23 protein-coding genes are annotated in these 25317 nt (G+C 42.7%); 14 read left to right on the forward strand and 9 right to left on the reverse strand.

The window, feature by feature from the left end; all coding sequences use genetic code 11:
• The first annotated feature begins 78 nt into the window (after nt 1-78).
• Together R8P61_01930 and R8P61_01935 are read left to right on the forward strand one after the other, a co-directional pair.
• The gene (locus R8P61_01930; GenBank protein MDW3645805.1) at nt 79-633 is read left to right on the forward strand and encodes a PadR family transcriptional regulator; all 555 of its coding nucleotides are present in this window, start codon (nt 79-81) and stop codon (nt 631-633) included.
• Nucleotides 630-1430: a hypothetical protein gene (locus R8P61_01935; GenBank protein MDW3645806.1), complete on the forward strand. Its 801-nt coding sequence runs from the start codon at nt 630-632 to the stop codon at nt 1428-1430. Before R8P61_01930 ends, R8P61_01935 begins: the two co-directional genes overlap by 4 nt.
• 24 nt (nt 1431-1454) lie before the next feature.
• On the opposite strand, the gene R8P61_01940 is transcribed toward R8P61_01935, so the two are convergent.
• The 3 genes from R8P61_01940 to R8P61_01950 form a co-directional block, all read right to left on the reverse strand.
• Nucleotides 1455-1748, reverse strand: a complete 294-nt coding sequence (locus tag R8P61_01940; GenBank protein MDW3645807.1) for a hypothetical protein — start codon at nt 1746-1748, stop codon at nt 1455-1457.
• A gap of 269 nt (nt 1749-2017) precedes the next feature.
• Nucleotides 2018-3268, reverse strand: coding sequence for a M20/M25/M40 family metallo-hydrolase (locus R8P61_01945; protein MDW3645808.1), 1251 nt, complete (start codon nt 3266-3268; stop codon nt 2018-2020).
• 87 nt (nt 3269-3355) lie between these two features.
• A complete protein-coding gene (locus R8P61_01950; GenBank protein MDW3645809.1) occupies nt 3356-4300 on the reverse strand; it encodes an alpha/beta hydrolase in 945 nt (314 codons plus the stop codon).
• A gap of 311 nt (nt 4301-4611) precedes the next feature.
• Here R8P61_01950 and R8P61_01955 point away from each other — a divergent pair, with 311 nt between their 5' ends.
• The 4 genes from R8P61_01955 (at nt 4612) to R8P61_01970 (ending at nt 10621) form a co-directional block, all read left to right on the forward strand.
• Nucleotides 4612-5859 carry a T9SS type A sorting domain-containing protein gene (locus R8P61_01955; protein MDW3645810.1) on the forward strand — a complete coding sequence of 416 codons (1248 nt, stop codon included), beginning with the start codon at nt 4612-4614 and terminating at the stop codon, nt 5857-5859.
• A gap of 444 nt (nt 5860-6303) precedes the next feature.
• Complete coding sequence (locus R8P61_01960; GenBank protein MDW3645811.1) at nt 6304-7941, forward strand: NADH-quinone oxidoreductase subunit M; 1638 nt, start codon at nt 6304-6306, stop codon at nt 7939-7941.
• A gap of 332 nt (nt 7942-8273) precedes the next feature.
• Nucleotides 8274-9395, forward strand: coding sequence for a hypothetical protein (locus R8P61_01965; GenBank protein MDW3645812.1), 1122 nt, complete (start codon nt 8274-8276; stop codon nt 9393-9395).
• A 680-nt stretch (nt 9396-10075) separates the two neighbouring features.
• Complete coding sequence (locus R8P61_01970; protein MDW3645813.1) at nt 10076-10621, forward strand: hypothetical protein; 546 nt, start codon at nt 10076-10078, stop codon at nt 10619-10621.
• A 15-nt stretch (nt 10622-10636) separates the two neighbouring features.
• Here R8P61_01970 and R8P61_01975 read toward each other — a convergent pair whose 3' ends face one another.
• Together R8P61_01975 and R8P61_01980 are read right to left on the reverse strand one after the other, a co-directional pair.
• Entirely contained in the window at nt 10637-11350 is a 714-nt protein-coding gene (locus R8P61_01975) for a LysM peptidoglycan-binding domain-containing protein (GenBank protein ID MDW3645814.1), read from the reverse strand.
• Between the two features lie 4 nt (nt 11351-11354).
• Entirely contained in the window at nt 11355-11933 is a 579-nt protein-coding gene (locus R8P61_01980) for a hypothetical protein (GenBank protein ID MDW3645815.1), read from the reverse strand.
• A gap of 179 nt (nt 11934-12112) precedes the next feature.
• Between R8P61_01980 and R8P61_01985 the strand changes: the two genes are divergently transcribed.
• The 8 genes from R8P61_01985 (at nt 12113) to R8P61_02020 (ending at nt 21479) form a co-directional block, all read left to right on the forward strand.
• Nucleotides 12113-12976 carry a hypothetical protein gene (locus tag R8P61_01985; protein ID MDW3645816.1) on the forward strand — a complete coding sequence of 288 codons (864 nt, stop codon included), beginning with the start codon at nt 12113-12115 and terminating at the stop codon, nt 12974-12976.
• A gap of 25 nt (nt 12977-13001) precedes the next feature.
• Nucleotides 13002-13937 (forward strand): ATP-binding cassette domain-containing protein, encoded by a 936-nt coding sequence (locus tag R8P61_01990; GenBank protein ID MDW3645817.1) that lies wholly within the window; start codon nt 13002-13004, stop codon nt 13935-13937.
• Nucleotides 13938-13987: 50 nt separating this feature from the next.
• Complete coding sequence (locus R8P61_01995) at nt 13988-15292, forward strand: ABC transporter permease (GenBank protein ID MDW3645818.1); 1305 nt, start codon at nt 13988-13990, stop codon at nt 15290-15292.
• 332 nt (nt 15293-15624) lie between these two features.
• Nucleotides 15625-16194, forward strand: a complete 570-nt coding sequence (locus R8P61_02000; GenBank protein MDW3645819.1) for a hypothetical protein — start codon at nt 15625-15627, stop codon at nt 16192-16194.
• A 122-nt stretch (nt 16195-16316) separates the two neighbouring features.
• Nucleotides 16317-16874: a hypothetical protein gene (locus R8P61_02005; protein MDW3645820.1), complete on the forward strand. Its 558-nt coding sequence runs from the start codon at nt 16317-16319 to the stop codon at nt 16872-16874.
• Nucleotides 16875-17068: 194 nt separating this feature from the next.
• The gene (fdhD, locus tag R8P61_02010; protein MDW3645821.1) at nt 17069-17935 is read left to right on the forward strand and encodes a formate dehydrogenase accessory sulfurtransferase FdhD; all 867 of its coding nucleotides are present in this window, start codon (nt 17069-17071) and stop codon (nt 17933-17935) included.
• The gene (locus R8P61_02015) at nt 17936-20254 is read left to right on the forward strand and encodes an FdhF/YdeP family oxidoreductase (protein ID MDW3645822.1); all 2319 of its coding nucleotides are present in this window, start codon (nt 17936-17938) and stop codon (nt 20252-20254) included.
• A gap of 112 nt (nt 20255-20366) precedes the next feature.
• Nucleotides 20367-21479 carry a glycerate kinase gene (locus R8P61_02020; GenBank protein ID MDW3645823.1) on the forward strand — a complete coding sequence of 371 codons (1113 nt, stop codon included), beginning with the start codon at nt 20367-20369 and terminating at the stop codon, nt 21477-21479.
• On the opposite strand, the gene R8P61_02025 is transcribed toward R8P61_02020, so the two are convergent.
• From R8P61_02025 to R8P61_02040, 4 genes are all read right to left on the reverse strand, one after another.
• Nucleotides 21463-22521 (reverse strand): tartrate dehydrogenase, encoded by a 1059-nt coding sequence (locus tag R8P61_02025; GenBank protein ID MDW3645824.1) that lies wholly within the window; start codon nt 22519-22521, stop codon nt 21463-21465. The genes R8P61_02020 and R8P61_02025 overlap by 17 nt on opposite strands.
• A gap of 143 nt (nt 22522-22664) precedes the next feature.
• Entirely contained in the window at nt 22665-23537 is an 873-nt protein-coding gene (locus tag R8P61_02030; GenBank protein MDW3645825.1) for an alpha/beta hydrolase, read from the reverse strand.
• A gap of 55 nt (nt 23538-23592) precedes the next feature.
• Nucleotides 23593-23961 (reverse strand): CoA-binding protein, encoded by a 369-nt coding sequence (locus tag R8P61_02035; protein MDW3645826.1) that lies wholly within the window; start codon nt 23959-23961, stop codon nt 23593-23595.
• A 75-nt stretch (nt 23962-24036) separates the two neighbouring features.
• Entirely contained in the window at nt 24037-25200 is a 1164-nt protein-coding gene (locus R8P61_02040) for an LLM class flavin-dependent oxidoreductase (protein ID MDW3645827.1), read from the reverse strand.
• Nucleotides 25201-25317: the final 117 nt, after the last annotated feature.

A 25317-nucleotide genomic window follows, 5' to 3' on the forward strand; every position in this document is an offset into this window, starting at 1 on the left:
CCTTTGTGAGGAGAGAATAAGTATAATAATTTGCATTTAGTACGTTTCGTATTATATTTATAGTACGAAACGTACCAAATGGAAAATACTGCACATAAATCAACCTTGCTGGACTTTGCCATCCTGGGACTCATACAGGAGGAAGCCTTATCTGGCTATCGGATTCGAAAAACTTTTGAAACGACAGCTCTGGGCGTGTACAGTAGCAGTCCGGGTAGTATTTATCCAGCCTTGAAACGTATGGAGAAAAATGGCTTGCTGGAGAATGTTGTGGTCGAAGGCAGTAAGAAGCAGGCCTACCACATCAGTCCCAAAGGCATTGAGGTCTTAAAAGCCTGGTTGAAAGAGGAGATTACGCAAGAGGATGTAGCAAAAAGGCGGGAGATACTTTTGCTAAAATTCGCTTTTATGGAAATGCAATTGAGCAGGGCTGAAACTCAGGCTTTTCTCCTCTCCTTTCAGAGACAGCTGGAAATTTACATAGAAGAACTGCGTGTGTACCATAAAAACGAAAAGGCAGAAATGCCTTTATTCGGAAGCCTGGCTTTTCAGCATGGGATTGAAAGCTGTCGGGCCACGATTGATTGGTGTAAAAGTTCGCTGGAGGTCTTAAAAAATGAAAGCGGCATATGAAAACATCTATTCCCATTAAAATACCTGGAGCTATCCTGGCACTCAGCCTCCTTTTTTATCTGGCCAATCTTCTATTAGGGATCCCTTTTCCTGAGGGGAGTTTTGTCTGGGGCTTGCTTTCCAATCTGCTGATCGTAGGCTTCTTTTATTTTCTGATGAAAAAGACTACGCTTAGCGGCTATAAGCTGATGGGCTTTCTCTTCTGCATCTACTTTATCATCGGACATTTCAACATCCTCATTGAAGCCTATATTTTCAATGTTACCGATCAAAGCCAAACGCTAAAAGAAATACTGAGAGGCTTTATTGTAGCAGGGCTTTTTGCTCTCATTTTGTTAAAGCTATTTGGACAGGGGAAAGAAGATGTAGACAATCCTTTGAAAAAACGATCTGTCATTTCCTGGAGTTGGCGAATCCTCCTTGCCGATTTTCTCTATATGTTTTGTTATGGGACAGCCGGTTTTATCCTGGTTACCATTTATCCGCAGCTACTTGATTTTTATGAGGGAAAAATTCCGCCTTTTCCTTTGGTACTCAAAACCCAATTATTCCTGCGAGGGCTGGTCTTTGCCGGTATTGCGGTTTTGATGGATCGCTATACCTTGGCAACTCGTTTACACAAAGGCCTCTTGATAGGGGCTTGCTTTTCGATACTCGGAGGTTTGGCACCTCTGATTGCCCCCAATGAGCTCATGCCAGCTTATGTACGCTTTGGACATGCCTTTGAGGTTGGGATCTCGAATTTTCTGTATGGCTTTGTATTGACTTACTTGATAGGCCGAAAACAAGCAGGCTAAGAATAGAATCTCAAGCACATTGAACTATTGATTTTGGGATGCTTTTCGGGCTTTTCTTTTAAGAACTCTCATATTATCGTATTTAATGGGTGTCCTTAAAAACTTAAATTTTGTCTTTTGATAGAAATGCCCAATAAAATATTCGTCATCTTCTCCTTTATATACAGTGGCTTTCCATTTTCCTTTTATAGGAATGCTTCGGCCTAAATCATTCTCAATCTCTATCTTCTTAGAATTTACTTTGTCTGATATATTTGCTATCCTATCCCCCAGAAATACACCTTTCGCAGGGGAAAAAATTGTATCTCGACTTGCCATGTATACAATTTTTTCATCATATACCCCGAAGTAAAAATGATAACCATTAAATAAGGTGTCATACAACTTTAGCTTTCCATCTGTGTCGATCCATGAACCGCTACTTACTTGATTTGGATTTTTAAATTTTGCCCCTAACCTATAGGGGATTTGCTTATTCGGTGAGCAGCTTGAAATAAGGCAAATCAAGGCTATGGAAACTCCAACCAAGATATGGCTGTGTTTATAATTTGGAGAATTAGAAAATTCCTGAAAGATATTTTTTAAATTTAAAATTGCACCTCTTCCTCTACAATCTCTTCTCCTCTTTTTACTTTGACCATCATTTTGGAACCGGGCTCAATCTTTCCGAGGGCATCCATATAGGCATAGACGTCCTTGATTTCAAATTCACCCATCTGCAAAACGATGTCTCCGTCTTTGAGACCGGCTTTGGCCGCGGTGCGTCCCATGATCACTGCATCGATGCGCATGCCTGTTCCATCAAAAACATAATCCGGCATGACACCTAGCGTAACTTTAAAGCTTCTGCTCTGCTTTTGCTCGTCTTTGGTTTTGGTGAAAGCGAGTTTGCCCTTCTTATCCAGCTTTTCAACCAATGCATAGATATAATCCGAAACATCAAGCAGGCCCTCATAATTGATCAGGGGGCTATCATCATCTGGCTTATGGTATTCCTGATGTTGTCCGGTAAAGAAATGTAGGACAGGCAAATCTTTCAGGTAGAAAGAAGTATGATCAGAAGGACCAATGCCCGATTCTGTCATGGAAGTTTTGAGTGCGGGCTTTTTGATTTTGGGTAAAACCTCTTTCCAGAGAGGAGAAGTGCCCACCCCATTCACCGAAATCACTCTTTCCTCCTTTAACCTACCTACCATATCCATATTGAGCATGTAGTTCATTTTACTGGCATCGAAAAAGGCAGAATTGGTGAAAGCCTTTGAACCAAACAATCCAAACTCTTCTCCGGAAAAGGCCAGGAAGAGGTAATTGTTATTGGTAAGTTTTGAGTTTTTCAGTTTTTCGGCCAGGTAGAGTAAAGAAGCCACTCCACTGGCATTATCATCTGCGCCATTGTGTATGGCATCTCCTCCAGTAAATCGAGAACCAAAACCTCCCATGCCGAGGTGATCATAATGCGCTCCGATAATCACAGTAGTCTCTGCTCCATTGTGCAGATATGCCACAACATTGGTTCCTCCTTTGGAACTTCCTTCGCCCGCAGCAGCATGAGGATTGTTGCTATGCTTGAAGTCAAATTTGTGGAAGTAATTTTCCAGTTCTTCCTTTTTCTTATTGATCACCTTTCCATAAGAAGAAAGTCCCATTTCCATAAAGCGACTGGCGATATATTCTGCAGCCATTCTTTCGCCTTCCGTACCGGTTTCTCTTCCTTGTAAATCATCAGAAGCCAGATATACGACATCTACTCTGATATCTCTCAAAAGATCCGAACGTTCCTGGCTAAAGGCGAGGAAGGGTAGGAGGCAGGCAAAAAGGAAAAATGTGATTCTTTTCATAGGTAAAATTTATGCAGCAAAATTAGCCAATACTTTCTGAAAAGTATTAGTGATAAAAGTCAGACCAAAGAAAAATGTTTGACCTTGTCAGGGGGTAATAGTTTCCAGGCTGCTATCCAGGAGGAATTTTCGGGCATCTTCGGCGGTTTCATAAGGAATCTCCTCCATCGGAACATGACCGGCATTTTCATAGATCATCACATCAGCAGCCGGGATATCTTCCAGAAAACTATCTACCATAGTAACTGGAATCCAGGCATCCGTTTTTCCCCACATGATCAAAACGGGAATCTGAAGGAAATTTTCTTTCCATTCGGCCGGCTTGTATTCCTGGTTCATACGAGCAACCAGTGCGTCTCTATTTCCCGGAGCTAGTGAAAGCTCATAATAGCGCATAAGCAGTTCTTCGGTAATCTTGTTGTCATCGTGATAAACTTCTTTGATGCTATTCTCATAGAGGAAGAGAGGGGTAATGCTGCTGATCAGGTTTTTTACGATAGGCGTTCTGCCCAGTTTAAAGGCAAAGGGCAATCCTTTATTGCTTTTAAACCCTCCCGGGTCGACGAGAATGAGTTTTTTTGTCCTATGAGGATATTTCTCGGCAAACTTACGGGCGATCCCTCCTCCCAGAGAGTTTCCCGCAATATAACAGCTGTCTACGCCTCGGCTATCCAGAAACGCTGCGACAAGCTCTGCATAAGTATCCAGACTGTAATCGTGACTTGGATGGGGACCTGTCAGTCCAAAAGCTGGTAAATCCATGCGAAGGATGCGAAGGCTATCCTTCATTTCTTCTGTCCAAACATCCCAGGTGTGCAAAGAGGAAGCGGTTCCATGGATCAAAACCAAAGCCATTCCTTCGCCTTCATCCCTAAAATGAACGTTCATTCCCTTGAGTTCTATAAACTCTGATTCGTCATTGGTATACTTCTCTTTCAAGTTCTCCAGCGGGATGTCAGGAGTATTTAGCGCAAATAGTAAAACGCCAAAGGCAACAATTATAAAAATGATGATGTAAAATAAATATCGCATGCGTTAGGGTTAGGAGCCTGAACTTTGTTTTAGCAATAAGGATCTAAACGGTTGCAGGCAGCGTTTGAACAAACAAATACAGTGAAAGATTGGGGTTTTGATAAAAAGTAACACGCCTGAAATTACGCAAAATAGCTGTTTTTTAGGCAATTACAGTTAAAAATCAATTTTAGGCCATTCATGAGACGAATCGAACTATTTAACAAAAATGATGTTCCGCTCAGCAGAATAATCTAAGCTTTTAGAATATTTTGATTCAACTTGAGATCACCAAACACCGACGAAACCCAGATAATTGAAACACAAACACGATGGAAAAAACACTTGCCTTTATTCTGGTTATACTGCTCTATACCTGTTCTTTTGGACAGGACACTTTTTACACCAGCGGACAAGGAAAAGGAGAATGGAATGATCCGGACTCCTGGATGTTGGACGAAACGGGATCTACTGCAGGAAGAATTCCTACTGCAGAGGCAAACATCATCATCAGACACAGTATTACTCACATTCTCACTGCCTCCTATACCCATAGTGGAAACATAGAAGTGAGAAAAGGATCTACTTTTGAGATCATGGGCGAGGGAGATTATACGTTTACAGGTGATCTCTTCGAATTGAAAGGAAGTCTCATCGCCGGGATCGATCTCTACCACAAATCACATAATGACGATTTCAGCCACTTTGTTATTCGCAATACAGGTCTGGTATATGCACTTGGAGAATTGCATGTAGCTTCAGGTTCTGAAATCCTAAGCGAACAAAATACCTGTGGAGCCTTTTATATCACGGATGCGCTTCATATCCACGGCGAAAATACCCGTATGTTGGGACAAGCCAGCATTATTAGTGGGGGCTTGCGTGCCTGGAAAATGGATGGCGCGGAAATAACTTCAGAAACAGAAAAATTAGAATATGTTTCCCTCACTTTGGGGAATAATATCAAAATATTTAGCTCCGAATATGATTGCGAGTTCGGCAATACCGTAGTAAGCGGAAAAGGCGGTCATGTTCCTGATGTAGACCTCAATGACTTCAAAGCTATACAAAGAGGAGCTTCTGTTCAGATTGCATGGTTAACTTCTTCTCTGGCTATTCTACCAGAATTGAGTTTAGAGCGTGCCTGGGAAGGAGAAGATTTCAGCGAATTGAGAAAAGTAAGTTCTGCAGAGATAAATGAAACCGCAGGATATTATAATGTATCAGACGCAGAAAAACTGGAATCCAAACGCCGATATAGACTGAGCTATACCAATGAACTTGGGGAACAAATTGTCCTGGGGGTAATTGAAGCTGGAGCGGGTCCGCATGTAGAAGCTTATCCCAATCCTTATACAGGAGAATTATTGACCATACAAGCCCAGGGATTTGAGGCGGATCAGGAGCTTTATATTAAGATTCTGGACCTACAGGGAAGAGAACTTTGGAAGGGCTTTTCCAGCAGTAATTCTGAAGGGCATTTGAACTATAAAGCTCAGCCTCAATTAGATCCGGGAACCTATCTCATATCTGTCGAATCTGGCGAGCTTCGACAAAGCCAAAGATTGTTAGTGTTTTAGTTTGTGGAATATTCAGAAATAACGATTAGACCTTAAATTAAACGGGTATAATTTTTTAAGCCTGAGAGCATTTTTGGCAAAGAGATTGCCTAGAAGATGCTTTCAGGCTTCTTCTTTGAGCTCATTGAAAATACCGTAGTCGGAAAAATGTTTGATTTTGTAGTTCAGCTAACTTATGTCAGCTTTCCGAACTTTTATGATTCTGGAATAATTGCCTGTGACTTTATATTTGAGGAGTCAGTCTAGAAGGCAGTTGGAGGAGGTGTGAAATGAGAGTTTTTTGCCAAATTGTTAAAAAAAGAGGAGGTTTTGTTTAACTAGTTTAATAAAACCAACTATTTATTAACAATTTTTTAACATAAAACGTTGTAAAGTAAGTCCGGGAGTTCTAACTTGCGGCCGTTTTGTAAATAACAAGGCGACAAAGATAATTGTTTTAATCATATGACCAAAGATTGGATGACATTATTGCTAAATGCGACTTTATTCGCTCCCCTGGTGGGTATTCCGCTAATATTGCTATTCCATCGTAAGTGGGCAAAGTACCTGGCATTCGGGTTTTCATTGCTCCCTTTTATCGTCGGAATTGTACTACATAGTGTTTATCGTTTCTCCCCTGATCCTTCTGCTCTATACAGTAAGGATTTTGTTTTTTTTAGTGAGAGCCTGTGGTTTACGCTGGACAACATTGACATCAAGTTTATGCTGGGTGTGGATGGGATTTCAGCCTACCTCATACTCCTTACTGCATTGATCTTCCCGACCCTGGTGGTTTACTCCTGGGGCAAGGCTGACAAGCAGGAAAAGTTGTATTATCTCATGCTCCTGGTCCTGGAAACCGGAATCATCGGATTCTTCTTGTCTCTGGACCTATTGTTACTCTACATTTTCTTCGAAATGGTACTGATCCCAACCTGTTTCTTTATAGGAATATGGGGCGGGGCACAGCGGGAAGCTGCTTCTATCAAGTTCTTCCTCTACACCCTGGTAGGATCACTGGTAATGCTTATTGGTATTATCTATCTGGGACTGAATGTCTCTGACGGTTACCTGACGACTGATTACTTTGTAATCCGTGATGCTTTGGCTTCCGGAACCAATCCTGCTTTCTCTATGGAAGCACAGCGTTGGTTGTTCGCTGCTTTTGCTATCGGCTTTGCAATCAAAGTTCCTTTGTTCCCTTTCCACACATGGCAGCCATTTACTTATTCAGAGTCCTCTACAACAGGTTCTGTGATTTTGGCAGCACTCTTGTCAAAAATGGGAGCGTACGGATTTATCAGATTCTGTCTGCCTTTCTTTCCGGAAGTATCTCTGGAGTTTGCACCCTTCATTATGACACTGGCTGTAATCAGCATCGTGTATGGTGGATATCTGGCTATCGTTCAAACCAATATTAAAAAGCTTATTGCTTATGCTTCTTTCTCTCACCTGGGATTCATTATCCTCGGTATCTTCTCCTTTACTCAGGAGGCGATGAGCGGAGCTGTAATCAGCATGGTAGGACACGGTATTGCTACAGCAGGTTTGTTCTTGCTGACAGGAATGCTTTACGAGCGCCACAAAACCAAAGACATCCGTGGATTCCAGGGACTGGCCAAAATCGCTCCTAAGTTTACAGTACTCTTTATGATCACTGTAATGACAGCTTTAGGACTTCCCGGTCTGAGTGGATTCGTAGGAGAATTTATGATCCTGATTGGAGCGTATAGCTCTACCGAGGTTTCCAGCGTATTTGCTATCCTCGCAGCTTTGGGTATCGTAGCCGCTTCTATCTACCTCCTCAACACCTTCCGTGTGATGATGTTTGGTGAGACCAATGAAGAATTGAAGAACAAAATCTTCGATCTCAATCGTCGCGAAGTAGCTGTAGTGCTTCCATTAGTTACGCTGATGATCGTTATGGGACTGTATGCATCTCCTTTCCTCAACCAGATCAACAAAGGATCTGACAGAGTATTGAAGATTGTTGAGTCTCGTGTCGAAGGAAAGTCTTTCACTGACAACACCATCGATAAAGAAGACGAAAAAGTAAAAATCCTGAAAGAAGAAGACATGGATGTTTTCCAGTCTACCAAGTAAGGATCGAAAAATATAGTAAAAAGGGGGCGCATATTATATGCGCCCCCTTTTTTGTTATTCCTCCCGTTGATTTGATAATTTCCGCATTTGTAAGGTTTTTTTGTAAAAGTATTTTAAATCATAGAAGATTTTTGGTCCAACATGCGTTAGAAATTCAAGAGAAACTAATATCTTTAATTTGATACATGAAAGATCAAATAAATCTAAAAACTTCGCCTATGGTAAAATGTAATACTTAGAGGGCTTTACCTTTGATTAATCAGCGGTTTGAGCCCAATTTGCTCATAATTCCCTCAGCTCATACACACTTAATTTAACCTGGATCACCATCTATGCGGACGTTGAGAGTTTCGTTAGTACTTGCATTACTTTGTAATCTTTTTATCTGCTCTTTTGCTCAAGCACCCAGTAAGAAAAACGCAACCCTCGAACAAATAATACAAAAGTTCATATTTCCCTATGGCCTGAGTTCTGATAACCAGTTCAAGCTGGCTGCCTATGCAGAACTTAAAGGACAGTTCTCCAATATGGATCAATCCCTGACCCTCAATTTTGGAGATTTGGGCTATTTCTCATTCTTCAGCAAAAATTGCCTCTTTCGTTCGGGAAAGGGCGTCTATCACCTCAATAAATATGATACGGGTTCTCCTTCTATAGAACTCATCAATCAAAAACTCAACGAGATGTTTGAGCATATTATCTTATTGGGGAATGGAAACGCAGAGCCTGAACATATTGAGTTTGTCGATAAACATTTGGCCAAAAAGAATATCGAACCCTTTGACAAGATTTTTATTCGTCACATCCTCCTTAAGTACGGAGAATATGATCCCCTCATGGGACAGGTAAATTTCAATACCGAAACCCTACCGGATAAAATCTTTGCCAGAGATAAGGATGCCAAAAATCAAAGCTGGCTCAAAAAATACATCAGTCCTTTGAAGATAAGACTGGATGAAAAGATCCTTCGCGGATATTATATCAATTCCGGAGGTACCGTATTTGTTGAGAATGTCGATAGAAAAGTTTTTTATGCTACCGGCGAGCAATATGATGACAATGTCACAGCTTTCAAGGTATTTATCCAAAAACTCTTTGTTCAAAGCGCCCAATACATCGTGCAGAATGAAGCAGATCGACTCAAAAGAATGAGTGAAAAGAAGGATGGCATAGTAACTGAGATGGTCAGCTATGACTCTTCTATAGATAAATCTAAAAAATACGTACCCAGAGGAGGTCGCAGGATCACCAAAGCGCGTGCGGTAAAACCTTTATACGACCACAACTCCTGGGTACCTATGATGATGGGTATGTTGGCCAAACAAAAGATAGATATCACAGATGAGGATGTGCTTTCTTACTTTATTGAAAGGAATGATTTCTACCTCATTTATGAAAGATTGAGTATAGAGGACCAAAGGAAAGTGGATAATTTCGTACTCAAGCGGCAGTAAGCAAACCTTGTGGCATTGCGCGGGAATCAAAGCAATCCCCTTGATCTGGAAAAAGTATTTTGATTCAAGGAGACTGCTTTGCCCCAAATCTCGCCTTGCATTGATGCATGGGATAGAGATTCTTGTGTAGATACCCAACTAAACAAAACAGCTTCAAAATATAAATCAGAGCATAGGAGGCACTTCTTCCCTCTCCATTTCCTCTTCCTTATTTCTCTTTTCTCTTAAAAAAACACCTCCCGATACATTTGATGAGATTTCCGCTTTTGACCTTACATGCCATTTGGAGGACATGATTAAGCCTGAATTCTCTGTTTATTGTCAATCAAACAGGAGTCTTTTTCCAAAAATGCCTGCCTGATAAGTAAAGAGAGCCGAATAATCTGTTTTACTAAGTCCTCCCTCCTCAAATATTTCCCTGAATTTTGATAAAAACCTTACACAAATAATCAAATTAAATACGACCAATCGGACTTTTATTTTAACGGTTCGAGCACTGTCTATAAGATGATTTGAATCAGGCTTATATTTTAGTGTCAAACTTCTACAAGAGTTCTTTAACTCTGGGGTACACAACGATTAGGTGGGTAAGCAACGCCCTATGCTTCCCAAGCAAAATAGCCGATCCACTTTAAGCCGAAACTGTACCCGATTATCGCTTACGTTAAATTATTTGGTACATGTCTTATTCCGAACTCAACAGCCATACTCCGACAGAAGAGGTTAAGAGAGACCCCGCGCTCAAAGCTTTAAATGCCCAATTACCTGCCATTCGTCAAGCCTTCGAATTGATGAAGCAATCTCAGGAAATCGCTGAGAAAGTTAAGATGTCAATGGAAGCACTGGTCCCTGCACTTGAAGTGCAGCTGTACGGTTTGAATTCTGAAATTGAACAACACGTACACAATCAGGAAGAGACGGAAAATGCTTATGCTTCGGTAGTCCGAAAACTGGAAGATCAGCTTCGAGTTGAACGACTTCAGTATGAAGAAAGAGAAAATGCACTCCGCAAAAATTGCCAGGATGAAATCTCTCAGATGAGAACAACCCTGGGCCATATGAATGAAGAATTGAGTAAAGCAATTGAGCTTACCAATATCTATCAGAAGCTGTATCATGATCTGAGAGATCAGCAAAAGTTACAGCAACTTCATACGAAGGTAAATGGCAATGGTAGTCATAGATCAAGCATGAATATGTTTCATGTCTATGATCTGGATAAATAACAGCCAAGATATATCTTATCTTCTTTTGATCTTCAAGACCTGACCGACATTGATCCTGTCTGAACGAAGGTTATTCAGATCTTTGATCTCCTTGACAGGCACATCGTATTGCTTGTAAATCCTGTAAAGAGTTTCACCTCTGCGAACGGTATGCGTGATCCAATCACTATCGTCGTCGGGGAGAAACTCTTCTCCATTATCTCGCCCGCCATTGCTTGCAATATTTTCATCCTTATAGTAAGGGACATTAGGGAGATCTTCACTGAGGGCATCCACCAGGGCATTTAGGTCCCCGATTTTTACCCGGCGGATTTGTCCGGTTTGTTCTACCACAAAGAGGGCGGGTAATCTATTGTGCTGAAAAGCCAATTTTAGAAAATCATAATCATCCTGATCAGAAATCAGAATATGCTCTCCCGGAGGATTGTATCGATTCAATACGCCTTCCCAACTCTGCCTGCGCGTATCAGTAGAGATCATAATAAATCTCACCGGCTTATTTCTGTATCTACGGCTGGACTCGATGATCGATGGGATCAAATAGAGAGATTCTTTATTATAACTAGCCCAAAAACTCACCACCCATACTTCATCCTGAGGGTTGCGGGTAAAATTCCTGCAGTCATTCAGAAAATCTGAATAATTCATAGTGGTGTCCACCTGAGCCTGGGCAGGAAGTAGGCAGCAGAGCAGGAGAATTGTTAAAGAAAGCAATTTTGATGTTTTCATTCCGTCAACCTAATAATTTGTGCAATAGAGAGTAAATGGCCTTATACAATTGATTGGGTTTTAAGGTCCTCCAGTTTAACGCATCTGTTTTGTCACTCCAGTACAAGTACTGTGAGATCCCATAGGCCCTCATCTCTTCCTTTAATTCCTTTCGCAACCTCAGCGCAAAGATCCAACCATCCTCCAGTTCATCTTCTACTGCTCGATAGTAATCATCTTCCTCAAGATAAATATGAAAAACATTTTCGCAAATCAGAATGAATTTATTTATTCCATTATCTATCAGGTAACTCAGGCAATTTTCAGATAAAAGTCTGTAATCATTGTCGAAAAGATCATTCCATTCACCAAATAACTCAATGATTGCGTATCCTTCCTGGTAATTTGCAAATAGTATTTTAACCAACAAACTTTCAGAGCCAATATCATCCCATAGAGGATGTGCAGGAATACTATTTACAGACCGGTCAAAGTAAAAAAGGTTGTGTTCAATCCCATGAAAAGGGGAATTTGGGTCTTTTTCATGACTATAAGCTTCCAACCAACCATAAAATGGCTCAATATCATGCAATTCGCTTGGCATGTATGAAATATATTCTTTATTTAATACGTAAATTTACAAAGCTTACTGTAGAGCAGCAGCAAATGTTTCGTTTTTACCCACGTTCAAAGACATTTGTGAAACCCTCTGCTTGATAATCTCGTTATTATCACTGGCTTTAATGAGCATCTATGTTAGTACGTCATTCCCTAACTCTCACAATGTTAGCTGTGTGGGCTGTATTCCTACCTGCACAGACTTCCCCCAAAATCGACACCCTGGTGACCGATGAAGGAGCAACCAATATGTTGCTCAACATCAAAATCCCCTCAGGTGAGATGTATCTTACCAGTTCAGGCATTTGTGGAAAGTCTCTTTCCAAATTGGCCTCCAACTCAGATGATGCAGAACATAAATACGACCATAATGTCGAAATGAATGGGACAGTCAGTCGATTTATTAATGTCGAGTATCCCAAGAACAAAGCCGCAATCAATAGCAATTCTACTGCGACCCTCAGGCTCGCAAATCCCGTTACCGAAAATTTTCGAAGTGAATACAAGCAGGACCCCAGTCTGGATACAGAATTGAAACTGGATTTGGGATCAGGGGGAGCATGGTTAGACCTTTCTGCTATGAGTGTAAAGAAGGTTCAGATCAATTCTGCCTTCTCCGATGTGGTACTTTCCTATAATAGACCTAATTTTGTACGGATGGACGAAATGGACATCCATGTTGCCAGGGCTAAGATCGTATTGAAAAACCTTGAACAAGCCCGTGCAAAAAAGGTTCATATCAGAAATGAGATGGGAGAAACCAAAATCATCATAGGAGACAAAGGTAGACCCGGGTCAAAAATCCATGTAAAATCAGGTGTAGGAGACTGCATGATTGTTATTGATAAAGACCAGCCTACCAAGATCGTCCTTTCAGGCGGGATGTTTTCAAAGATAGAAGTAGATGATTCCTTCAAAGAACATGGCGAAGGAACTTATGTAAATGCTGCCTATCATTACAACCCTGCCAAGTGCACGACAGTCTTTTGTGAAGTAGACCTTGGAAACATCTCTCTGATGGCCAAGTAAAACTTTCAGGACGTACACACAGAACATGAACGAAAATTTTTTACGAATTGACAATGTAAGCAAAGCCTATGATGACTACCTCGCGGTAAACCAGGTTTCGCTGAATATCCCTAAAGGGAAAATTTATGGCCTCCTCGGCCCAAATGGAGCAGGAAAAACTTCCACCATTAGAATGATCACCCGCATCACTGTACCTGATAGCGGGACTATTTATTTTAATGGAGAAGAACTTGCCGAAAAGCATAGCCGGGATACCGGATATATGCCCGAAGAAAGAGGCCTCTACAAAAAAATGAAAGTCCTGGAGCAGATTACCTATTTGCTCAGCTTGAAAGGACTCCCTACCTCAGAAGCCAAAGCAGCAGGCATCGATTGGCTGGAAAGACTCGGCCTTACGGATTGGAGCAACAATAAAGTTACCGACCTGTCCAAAGGTATGCAGCAAAAGGTGCAGTTCATCTCAACCATTGCGCACAAGCCTCGCCTCCTGATCTTGGATGAACCCTTCTCCGGACTCGACCCGGTCAATACCAAATTGATCGAAAAAGAGATTTTCCGCCTCAAAGATGAAGGAACAACTATCATTTTCTCTACCCACCGCATGGAACAGGTGGAAGAACTCTGTGATTATATCGCTTTGATGAGTCAGGGGAAATTGATGTTGGAAAATGAGATTACACAGGTAAGAAAGGATTTTCAAAAGCAGGTATATCATATCAGCTTTCTGGGAGATAAACAGCATTTGATGGCTGTACCCGGTCTTGAAATCCTTGAGATTACCGACAAACAGGCAAAAGTTGAACTTTCAGGTGGAGAAGGAGATCGCAATGATCTGCTGAGACGTCTGGCTGATTCTCCTTTGGAGATTCTGAGCTTTGCCCTGCATTTGCCCCGCCTCAATGAAATCTTCATTGAATTAGTGGGTGGCAACAAAAGTCTCAACCGCAAGGAGACTGTATAAGCTCCTTTTTCCAAAATTTCTCCATCTCCCCTAAATCAGAACATCACGACATGGACAAAATAGGCATCATATTTAAAAGAGAATATCTCAATATGGTCAGGAAGAAGAGCTTCTTGCTGGCTACCTTTTTAGTACCCCTGGGATTTGCCGCATTGATCGGTATTCAGGTGGCATCGGCGGTTTTTGTCGAAAAAGAAAATTATGATCTACTGATTGTAGAAGACGACACTTATGCGATTACAAGTCGCATAAATAAAGGTGAAAACTTCAAAGTAATTCCCATAAAACCGAAACGTGATTTCATCGCGCAGCGGGATAGTTTGCTTGAGCGGGTAAAGAAAAATGAGAACGAAGTTTACCTCTATTATCCAGCAACTTATCTGGAAAAAGAAAATATTACAGCTACACTTCATAGCTCCAAAAAACTCAGTCAGCAAGTAAGACGTGAAGTTGAGCGCAAACTGGAGCGAGCGATCAAAGACTATAAGACTGAACTCGTTGGAATCAGCAAAGAGCAGTTGGATAAGACCGATTTTGAATTGGATCTCCAGACCAAAAGTGGTGAAACGGAAAATAGTACCAGCGAAATCATGGCTTTGGCTGTCGGTGCAGGTACAGCCATCATCATTTATATGTTGATTGCGATTTATGGCGGAATTTTAATGCAGGGAGTAATAGAGGAGAAAGCCAACAGGATTGTTGAGGTCATTGTTTCCTCTGTAAGACCTTTTCAATTGCTAATGGGGAAAACCCTTGCACTGGCCTCCGTTGCGATCACTCAGCTCATCTTATGGGGCTTGTTATCTATGGTAGTCTATTTAATCATGATACCCTTTATCGCAAGTTCTGGAATTAATCCTTCCGATCTTCAACAGCCGGGTATGGAAATGTCTGCCAGCGAAGCGGAAAATATGCTGATCGAATTGAGAAGTGCCAATTGGAATGTCCTCTGGTTCTTTCCTATCTATTTCCTCGGAGGATTTTTCCTCTATGGATCTTTGATGGCAGCTGCTGGTTCAGCCGTTGATAATATTCAGGATGCACAGCAATTTACCATCCCCATTACCCTTCCTTTGATGTTGCCTTTATTTTTCTATCCCAACATCATCCAGAATCCCAATGGAATGTTTGCATCCATTACCTCGCATATACCCTTTTTCTCACCCATGATTATGCCTATGCGAATAGGCCTGGGCTCCGTCCCCTGGTGGGAAATCGCCTTGTCAATAGTTATCCTTATTCTATCCTTCCTGGCTTGTGTGTGGGTCTCTGCAAAGATTTACCGCACGGGTATTCTCATGTATGGAAAGAAACCGAGCTTCAAGGAGATATTCAAGTGGTTGAGGTACAATTAGCATAGCTAATTGCAAGTGTTGGCGTGTTAGTGTTTTAGGGTATTAGCGATAATTTTTTTAGAATAACGCTAAGCCTCTGATACTCTAACACGCTTCTGCATTTATACATCTATTCATGGAATCGCATAGCCTGTATGTACCCAAAACTTCCTTTCATCCCTGCAAAACCAGAACACGAGAACACCTGAACCCAAGAACCCTAATACTCTAACACGCCTTCACTTCCGCACGTTAAAACAATCCCCCTGCACGCTTATTCATTAGTGCTAAACAGGCCAGCAATCGTGGCGTATGTTTGATTAAACAACAGTCAAACATTTTAAGTCACGATTATGAGCAAGCCCCAACTTTTCAACCTGATCAAACTGTTTAGCCTCAGTATAGCAGCTTCCTTATTTCTATCTTCATGTGTAGTCGACCAGGGACCAATAGGCCCTCCCGGACGAGATGGACGTGATGGAAATGCAGAAGTATTTAGCATCAATTATCTCGCAGAAGAATCCGATTGGTATGATGTAGGTTTTCCTGGTGATCCCGGATATTACATCGCCCTCGATCTGGATGTTCCTGAAATTGACCAGGACATTGTAGAAAATGGAGTTGTACTCGTTTACTATCGCGAGACCCCAACCAACGCCTGGACAACCCTGCCTTATACCTTTATCTCTCACGATCCTGAGTACATCGAAAAACTCGATATGATCTATGCCCTCGAATTCGTAGGAATTCAAAGCATGGCCTCAGACCGCAGCGCAGTTCCTTATACCGGTACCTTCCGCGTCATTGTAGCGCCCGGTATTGGCTTAGGCAAGAGTGCCAGTGGTAAAGTGGATCTTTCCTATGAATCAGTAGCCAAGCAACTCGGTATTACCGAAGACATGCAAAGCTTCCGGTCGATATAGAAGAGTGTTAGCGTACTAGTGTGTTAGGGTTCAAGGGTGATAAATATCCTTCCCTAACACACTAGCACCCTAAAACACAAACACTCATCATTTACCCCTACAACCTTCTAACAACTACAAACATGAAAAGCAAAGCCCTGTTAATTGTAATTATCAGCCTATTCTCATTTTTTACCAGCCAGGCCCAAAGAAATCTCGCTCCCGAATTTGACAGCCGACATAAAAACATCTATGCCGAACTTTTTGGGAGTAATATCATCGCAGGTGTAAACTTTGATATGCGCCTCAATAAAGGCCAGAACGACGGTATCGGATTTCGCGTAGGTGTGGGAGGTCTCAGTGTTTCAGGCGTAGACCAAAACACAGAACTTAGCGTAGGAGTCGTAACCTTTCCTTTGGAAATAAATACCGTAGTCGGCAAGCGTCGTAGCAGCCTGATCGCAGGTGCAGGACTCTTACCCATCTACGCCACTGTTTCTGGTCAGGGAGAACTCACCAATTACGAATATGTATCCGGTGATGGTTTTGGCCTGGCAGGAGGATTCCTTACCCTGGGATACCGACATCAACCCCTCAAAAATGGAATCATGTTTCAATTCAACTGGAACCCTATGATCCTCAGAGGAAGTGGATTCAATGCCGGATGGATCGGTCTGGGAGTGGGAGTGGGTTTCAAGTAAGAGACGTGTTGGTGTGTTAGGGTGTTTGTGTATTAGAGATAAGAGCAATCAAACACTAACACCCTAATACTCACAACCGCTAACACTTAAGTCATATAGTTCAGACCCAAATAAGCAGCGATGCCAGTCCTCCGGGGCTGGCTTTTTGTGTAGGATGTCGGGGCTTTTAGCTATCTTGAAGTAAATCTTTAGGCATGAGGCAAGAGATAGAGAAAATACAGGCGCCGGCACAGATCCAGAAGGTGTTGACGGTGGATGCTAAAGGCATAGAAGAGAGAAATGACCTCCTCGCTGTAGAATCTCCTTTGGAGATCCGATTGGGATACGGGAAGAAAGAAGCGCGTGCTCAAAAGAGCATCAGCATCACTATGCGAACCCCAGGACATGACCTGGAATTGAGCATGGGATTTTTATTTGGGGAAGGGATCATTCGGGCTAAAGAGGATATCCATACGATTCGACATTGTACAGATCAGGGGAAGGAAGAGAGCAAGGGAAATGTGGTTAGGGTGGAACTTGCAGAAAACTGCCAACCTGACTTGAAGAAGCTGGAGCGTCAGTTTTATACGACTTCCAGTTGCGGACTTTGTGGTAAAGCTTCCATTGAGGCGATACGAGATTTGCATTGCGAATTCATTCCCCTGAAAAAAAACTGGATAAAGTCGGATTTGATTCATAGTCTGGGGGAAAAAGTACAAGAAAAACAACAAATTTTTAGCCATACAGGAGGCCTGCATGCAGCAGCCTTTTTCAATGAAGCCGGAGAATTCTTACGCTTGCGAGAAGATGTCGGGAGGCACAATGCCCTGGACAAACTTATCGGAGCAGAATTCTATGAAGGAAAATTACCAGCAGAGGACAAAATTCTTTTTCTTAGTGGAAGGATCAGTTTTGAGCTGGTACAAAAAGCCCTGGCAGCGGGCATAGCTTTGATCGTAGCAGTAGGTGCTCCTTCAAGCCTGGCTGTCGAATTGGCGGAGGAAAGTGGGATCAGTCTGATCGGTTTCGCCCGTCAACATCGATTCAATATTTATACACATTCTCAAAGACTACATCTATAAATGGCAATGGACCCAAAAGCCAATTCCTCAAAAAACAAAAAGACGATTGCCCAACCCCCCGAAAAACTGACGGGAATCAAGATCAAAAATCCCAAAAAAGTAGCAGGTGGGAGAGGGGCAATCAATAGTACGGTAAAGCATGTAGTGGAAGAAATGGGCCTCGCAAGAGGAACCAATGCTTTGCTAAAAATGAATCAGTTTACCGGCTTCGATTGTCCGGGCTGTGCCTGGCCTGATCCGGATGACAAACGTTCGGTTTTGGGAGAGTACTGTGAGAATGGAGCCAAAGCCCTGGCAGAAGAAGCTACCTTGAAACGAGTGGATCCCATTTTCTTCGCGGAAAATTCCATCGAGGATTTAGGGAAATGGTCAGATTATGAACTGGGGAAAAGTGGTCGCATCACCTATCCCATGTTTTTGGAGAAAGGAGCCACGCATTATCAACCCATCAATTGGTCCAAAGCTTTCCAACTGATTGGAGATAAACTGAAATCTCTGGCTTCCCCTGATGAAGCTATTTTTTATACCTCCGGACGTACGAGTAATGAAGCGGCTTTCCTCTATCAACTCTTTGTCCGCATGTACGGCACCAATAATCTACCCGATTGTTCTAATATGTGCCATGAGTCCAGCGGAGTAGCTTTGGGCGAGACTCTGGGAATCGGAAAAGGTTCGGTAACCCTGGAAGATATCCATGAAGCGGAAGTAATCATGGTCGTAGGGCAGAATCCCGGTACCAATCATCCGCGCATGATGACTGCCTTGCAGAAGTGTAAAAAGAATGGAGGTAAGATCATTACGGTCAATCCCCTTCCAGAAACAGGCTTGATGCGTTTCAAGCATCCTCAGTCTCCGGGAGATTTGCTGGGGAGTGGAACTCAGCTCACGGATGTATTTCTCCAACTAAAAGTAAATGCTGATGTGGCATTGGCAAAAGCCATGATGCTCATGCTCTTCAAAAAAGAAGAGGAGCACTCCGGGGATGTGTTTGACTGGAACTTTATCATTGGGAAAAGTTCGGGTTTTGAAGACTTTAAGAAAGATCTGCATAAGCAGGATTTAGATAAACTGATCGCTGAGACGGGGATAGAGAAAGCAAAGATTGAGGAAGCGGTCGAACTCCTGGCCCACAATAAAAAGATCATTATTTGCTGGGCAATGGGATTGACGCAGCATGAAAATGGGGTCGAAAATATCCGCGAATACGTCAATATTCTTTTGCTGAAAGGAAGCATTGGCAAAAAAGGATCAGGTACTTGCCCGGTCCGTGGACATAGCAATGTACAGGGAGATAGAACTATGGGAATTTGGGAAGCCCCGAAAGAGGCTTTTCTCGATAAACTCAAAGCCCACTTCAATTTCGAACCGCCTCGTCATCACGGTTATGCTGTGGTACCCGCAATCGAAGCCATGCATAAAGGCAAAGCCAAAGTATTCTTTGCTATGGGAGGGAATTTCATTTCCGCTAGCCCTGATACTGAATACACGGCTGAGGCTTTGAAGAAATGCGAGCTTACGGTCCATGTTTCTACCAAACTCAACCGAAGCCACCTCATCCATGGAGAACAGGCCCTGATTCTTCCCTGTATTGCTCGTTCAGAGTTAGACAAGCAGGAAAAAGGCAAACAGTTTGTTACCATAGAGAATTCCATGGGCGTGGTACAGATGTCCAAAGGGAGTTTAGCTCCTGCTTCTGAATCTCTTTTGAGTGAACCTGCCATTGTTGCTGGTTTGGCGAAAGCTACCTTTAAGGAGGAAGGAAAATGGGACGAGTGGGTTGCTAATTATGACAATATCAGAGACCTGATTGAAGCCTGTATTCCAGGATTTGAGAAGTATAATAAACGCGTTCGCAAAAAAGGAGGATTTTACCTACCAAATGGAGCGCGTGAAGGAAAATTCAACACTTCTGACGGCAAGGCCCAATTTTCCGTAAATAAAATCCCTGAGAATAAATTGCAGCAAGGAGAGTACATCATGTTTACCGTCAGGAGCCACGATCAATACAATACCACGATTTATGGCTTAGATGATCGTTATCGTGGCATTTATTCTGAACGGAGAGTGGTCTTGATGAATGTGGAAGATATGAACCATGCCCTTTTGTCAAAAGGGGAAGAGGTCGATCTCATCAATACGCATGGAGGAGTAAGGCGAGTGGCTGAGAAATTTCTGGTTGTACCTTTTGACACGCCCCAAGGCTGCGTAGCTACCTATTTTCCGGAAGCCAATGTGCTGGTACCTATTGATAGCTATGCCCATCGGAGCAAAACACCTGCATCTAAAAAGGTGATTATTCAGATTGAGAAGCGAAAGTAAGAGCTTGTCTTTTCGTGGCGTATTGAAATACAGCATTCCTCAGCGCGATAAGCCCTCTTTCATGTCAATTTCTAAATGAGCAGGCTTGACTCATGCCTCATAATCTTATTTCATGAAAATCCTCCTCGCTCCCGATAAATTTAAAGGTTCTCTATCTGCCGAAGAGGTATGCAGGGCTTTGGAAAAAGGACTCAAAAAAGTCCGACCAGAAGTAGAAATTATCGCTCGTCCCTTAGCCGATGGGGGAGATGGTTCGCTGGATATTCTCAGGCATTATTTTGAATTGCAAAGCCATACTTGCCAAGTTCAGGATCCTTTAGGCCGAACAATTACAGCCGATTATACTATGGCAAAAGGGGTGGCTTATATTGAAATGTCCAAAGCTTCAGGTTTGGTATTGCTTAAACCGGAAGAAAGGACTGCAATGAAAACTTCTTCTTTCGGGACAGGACAGTTGATTTGGGATGCTCTGAAAAAAGGAGCCAAAGAAATCTATTTATTTATCGGTGGAAGTGCGACCAATGATGGAGGGACGGGTATTGCAAAAGCTTTGGGTTATCGTTTCTTGGATAAGGCAGGAGAAGAATTGGATGCACTAGGTGAAAATCTCATTCATATAGATCAGATAGAGGATAATCAGGTTTTAAGGGGATTGAAAGAGGTCTTGGTGAAAGTAATCTGCGACGTTAACAATCCCTTTTCTGGGCCTCAGGGTGCCGCTTATGTGTATGCGGCCCAAAAAGGTGCGAGTTTGGAAGAAATCGATTTTCTGGATAGTGGACTGAAGCATTTAGCGGAAAAGCTGTCTGAACGAGGCTATGTGGATATCAATTCCATCCCTGGTGCTGGAGCTGCCGGAGGTGTGGGAGGAGGAGCGATTGCTTTTCTGGATGCAAAACTCATCTCTGGTATTGAGATGTTTTTGGAGATTAGCGATTTGGAGAAATGGGTGAAAGAAAGTGATCTGATCATAACGGGTGAAGGCAAGATGGACGCGCAGACGGAGCATGGGAAAGTAGTGAGTGGAGTGAGTGAATTAGCGCAGCTTTATGGCAAAGCTATCTTAGGCGTATGCGGAGTCGCAGATGAGGGAGTAGCTGAAAAATTAAAACTGAATCAAGTATATACCATCATAAGTCGCTCCCAGTCTATTGAGGAAGCGATGAATAAGGCTGCCGAAAAATTGGAAGAGATTGGCGAACTGATCCTTAGTAGGTCTGAATAATCCGAATGATTTCCTCTGCCACTTCATTTGTATGGGCTTTCCCGCCTAAATCCCTGGTTAGAACTTTGCCTTCAGCCGTCACTTGTTCGATGGCTTTCAAGACCTGAGCTGCTGCTTCCTTTTCCCCTAAATGATCCAACATCATCACGCCCGTCCAAATGCAGGCGATGGGATTGGCGATCTTCTTCCCGGCTATATCTGGTGCACTGCCGTGTACGGGCTCAAACATGGAAGGAAATTCCCGCTCTGGATTGATATTGGCGCCCGGTGCTATCCCCATTCCTCCAACAACAGCCGGACCCAAATCAGAAAGAATGTCTCCAAAGAGATTGCTGGCTACCACTACATCAAGCCAATCCGGATGCTGGACAAAATGGGCACAAAGAATATCTATATGGTATTGACTCCTTTCCACTTCAGGAAAACTTTGCCCTATATCTGCAAAGCGCTCATCCCAATAAGGCATCGTATGAATGATTCCATTGGATTTCGTTGCACTGGTCAGTCTTTTATTTCTGCTTTGGGCTAAATTGAAGGCAAATTTCATCACCCTGTCAACCCCTACCTTGGTAAAAATACTTTCCTGAATGACGATTTCTCTCTCTGTCCCTTCCTGAAACCTGCCTCCCATAGAGGAATATTCGCCTTCATTATTTTCCCTTACAATATAAAAATCGATTTCCCCGGGGCTTTTAAGGGGAGATTCTACCCCTTTAAGGAGTTTTACCGGACGAAGATTGATGTATTGTTGAAAGCCTCTCCGAATCGGAATCAATAAACCCCAAAGGGAAACATGGTCAGCTACCCCCGGATAACCCACCGCACCTAAGAATATACTATCGCTATCTCTCAATCTGTCTAGGCCATCCTCAGGCATCATCTTGCCATGTTTGAGGAAATGCTCGCAGGAATAATCATAATGGGTGTAAGAAAATGCGAAACCAAACCTGGCAGCTATGGCATCTAATACCTGGGTCGATGCAGGGATTACTTCTTTGCCGATTCCGTCTCCAGGTACTACTGCGATTTTGTAGGTATTCATGTTTTGTATGTTAATCTTTCTGTATGCCTTTCCCTTTTTAGAAAAGTGGGGCAAAAATCGGAACGAGAAGAGCAGCCCAACTCACATTCCGTCCCCTTGGTTCTCCTTCTATCTCCATCTTGCAAATTTGATGGCAATTTATGTCAGCTAAAAAAATCAAGTATGGCTTTCAAAGTCTCCTCAGCTGCTTCTTCAGGCAGATAATGACCGCAAGGAATTCCAAAACCCTGAACGTCATCTGCCCATTTTTCCCATTCTGCTACGACATCATACTTTTGTCCAACAAAACCTTTTTCTCCCCAGAGACAAAGCATCGGACAGTCAATTTTATTTCCCTTGTCTAAATCTATCTGATCATGTTCCAGGTCTATGTTGGCTGAAGCTCGATAATCTTCACAACTTGCATGGATAGTTTCAGGAGTCAGGCATCTCAGGTATTCATTGAGGGCTTCTTCGGTAAATGCTCCAGTATCTCTTCCCCATTGCCCAAATTTCTTTTTAAGAAACCAAACTGGATCAGCTCCTATCATCTTTTCAGGCAAATCATAGGGCTGGATCAGGAAAAACCAATGGTAATAAGCCTGGGCAAATTCCATGTCGGTGGTTTTGTACATGCTATAGGTCGGAGCGATGTCCATCACAATTAGTTTCTCAACTTTGCCGGGATGATCCAAAACCAGTCGGTGGGAAACTCTGCTTCCTCTATCATGCGAGGCCAGCAGAAAAGAGGAAAATCCCAATCTTTCCATCAACTCTACCTGATCCGCGGCCATTTTTCGTTTGGAGTAAGGACTATGCCTCTCGTCTGTTTCAGGTTTTCCACTATCTCCATAACCACGCAGATCACTGACGATGACGGTATATTTTTCTGCTAGCTTCGGAGCAATCTTATGCCACATGACATGGGATTGGGGATAGCCATGCAAGAGGAGGAGTGGAGGTCCCGATCCTTTTTTTACAAAATGAATTGCTGTCTCCTGGAGTTGTATAGTTTCGGCTTGAAATCCTTCGAACATTGATTTAGGATAAACCCTAAATTTCGAAGAATCTATGAGAGTTCAAAAGATTTGTTTAATACTGGCCGGTACGCAGCATAACTAATGTACAGGCAAAATTTACTTCAACTCCCGCTTCCTCCAATTCCCTCGCAAATGCTACATTTTCTGCTCCGGGATTAAAGATTACCCTGCGAGGATTCAGGCTTTTGATCCAGTCTTTGTATTCTTCCTGATTTCGTGCATTCAGGTATAGCGTAATCGTATCCACCTCCTCAGAAGAGATTTTACTTTTGTCTGTCAGGATTTCTACATCCCGTACAAAATCTTCTTTTTTTCCAAGTGCCAGGACTTTTTGCTCGATATCTCTCAGCATATGGATAGCCCTATTAGAATATCGATAAGGATTGGCAGATGCACCGAGTACCAGCGTTTGTTCTTTCATTGGGACGAAATTGCAAAAAAACGAAAAAAAAATTGGACGCTTGGGGGACAATTTTTCCCCAAAAGCGCATATTCCTTACTTCCTCAAGCCTGCTGCCAGGGGAGAGTCAGGTGTTCCCTTTGGTTTTCTGTTTTGAAGTTCAGGCATGGAAAATGTTTCAATTTGAGGGAGTACGTAGTTGGCAAAAAGCTTGCATTCGTCTGCATGGGGATAGCCTGAAAAAATAAAACCACGAATTCCCATATCCATATAGCGATTGATTTTGGCCAATACCTGATCGGGATTCCCAACAATTGCTCCCCCGCAACCAGATCTCGCTCTTCCAATTCCAGTCCAAAGCTGATCTTCAACAAAGCCATCATCATCTGCGATTTCCCTCATGGCAGACTGACGGGAAACGCCATATGACTTTGCATCGAGGGCTCTTTCTCTGATTTCTTTGCCTCGCTCATCATCTACATGACTCATCAGTTTTTTTGCTGCTGCTTTTGCCTCTGCTTCTGTTTCACGAACGATGACATGGATGCGCAAGCCAAAATCAACTTTACGCCCATATCCTGCTGCCTTGCTACTCATATTTTGCATGAGTCCCATAAGTTTTTCTTCCGTTTCCGGCCACATCAGGTACATATCGCAGTGTTCAGCGCAGAGATCAACTGCTGGAGGGGAATAGCCGCCAAAGTAGAGCAGGGGACCTCCATTTTGCTGATAGGTTTTAACAGGAGCCGTATTGTCAAGTTGGATATTGTAAAATTCGCCTTTGAAGTCGATATAATCCTGGGTCCAGCCTTGTTTGAGGATTTCGATTACTTCTCTTGATCGTTGATATCTGGCCTCAGAACTTAAATCTGTCCCGGGGAGGTTGGAGGAAATGATATTGATGGTCAATCTACCTTTGAGGATATGGTCCAAAGTTGCGATGGCCCTCCCTAGCATGGGGGGATGCACTTCTCCACAGCGAATAGCTGTTAGGATATTTATTTGAGAAGTGAGGGGGGCAACTGCTGAGGCAAAGGTCAGGGTATCCTGGCCGACCTGATAGGAGGAAGGACAAAGGATATTTCTATATCCTAGTCGATCTGCTGTCAATAGAACGTTTGAGGTATTGGACCAATCACTTTTGTATCGCAGATCATGTTTTCCGAGAAATTCATCATCGCCATTGCAGAGAGGGGCAAACCAGGCAACTTCGGCGCCTTTTACATTTTGTGAACGAATTTGAAAGGTAGTATTGTCCATTTTGTTTTTTTGATAGTCTTATGAGATTTTGCCAATTTTTACAGAAAAATTGGCGCAAAAACCGGCAAGATGTTAAACCAGCTGCACTTTCTGCCCCGATCACCAAATCTTGCGTGC

The sequence above is a fragment of the Bacteroidia bacterium genome (assembly GCA_033391075.1).
Classification (GTDB): domain Bacteria; phylum Bacteroidota; class Bacteroidia; order J057; family J057; genus JAWPMV01.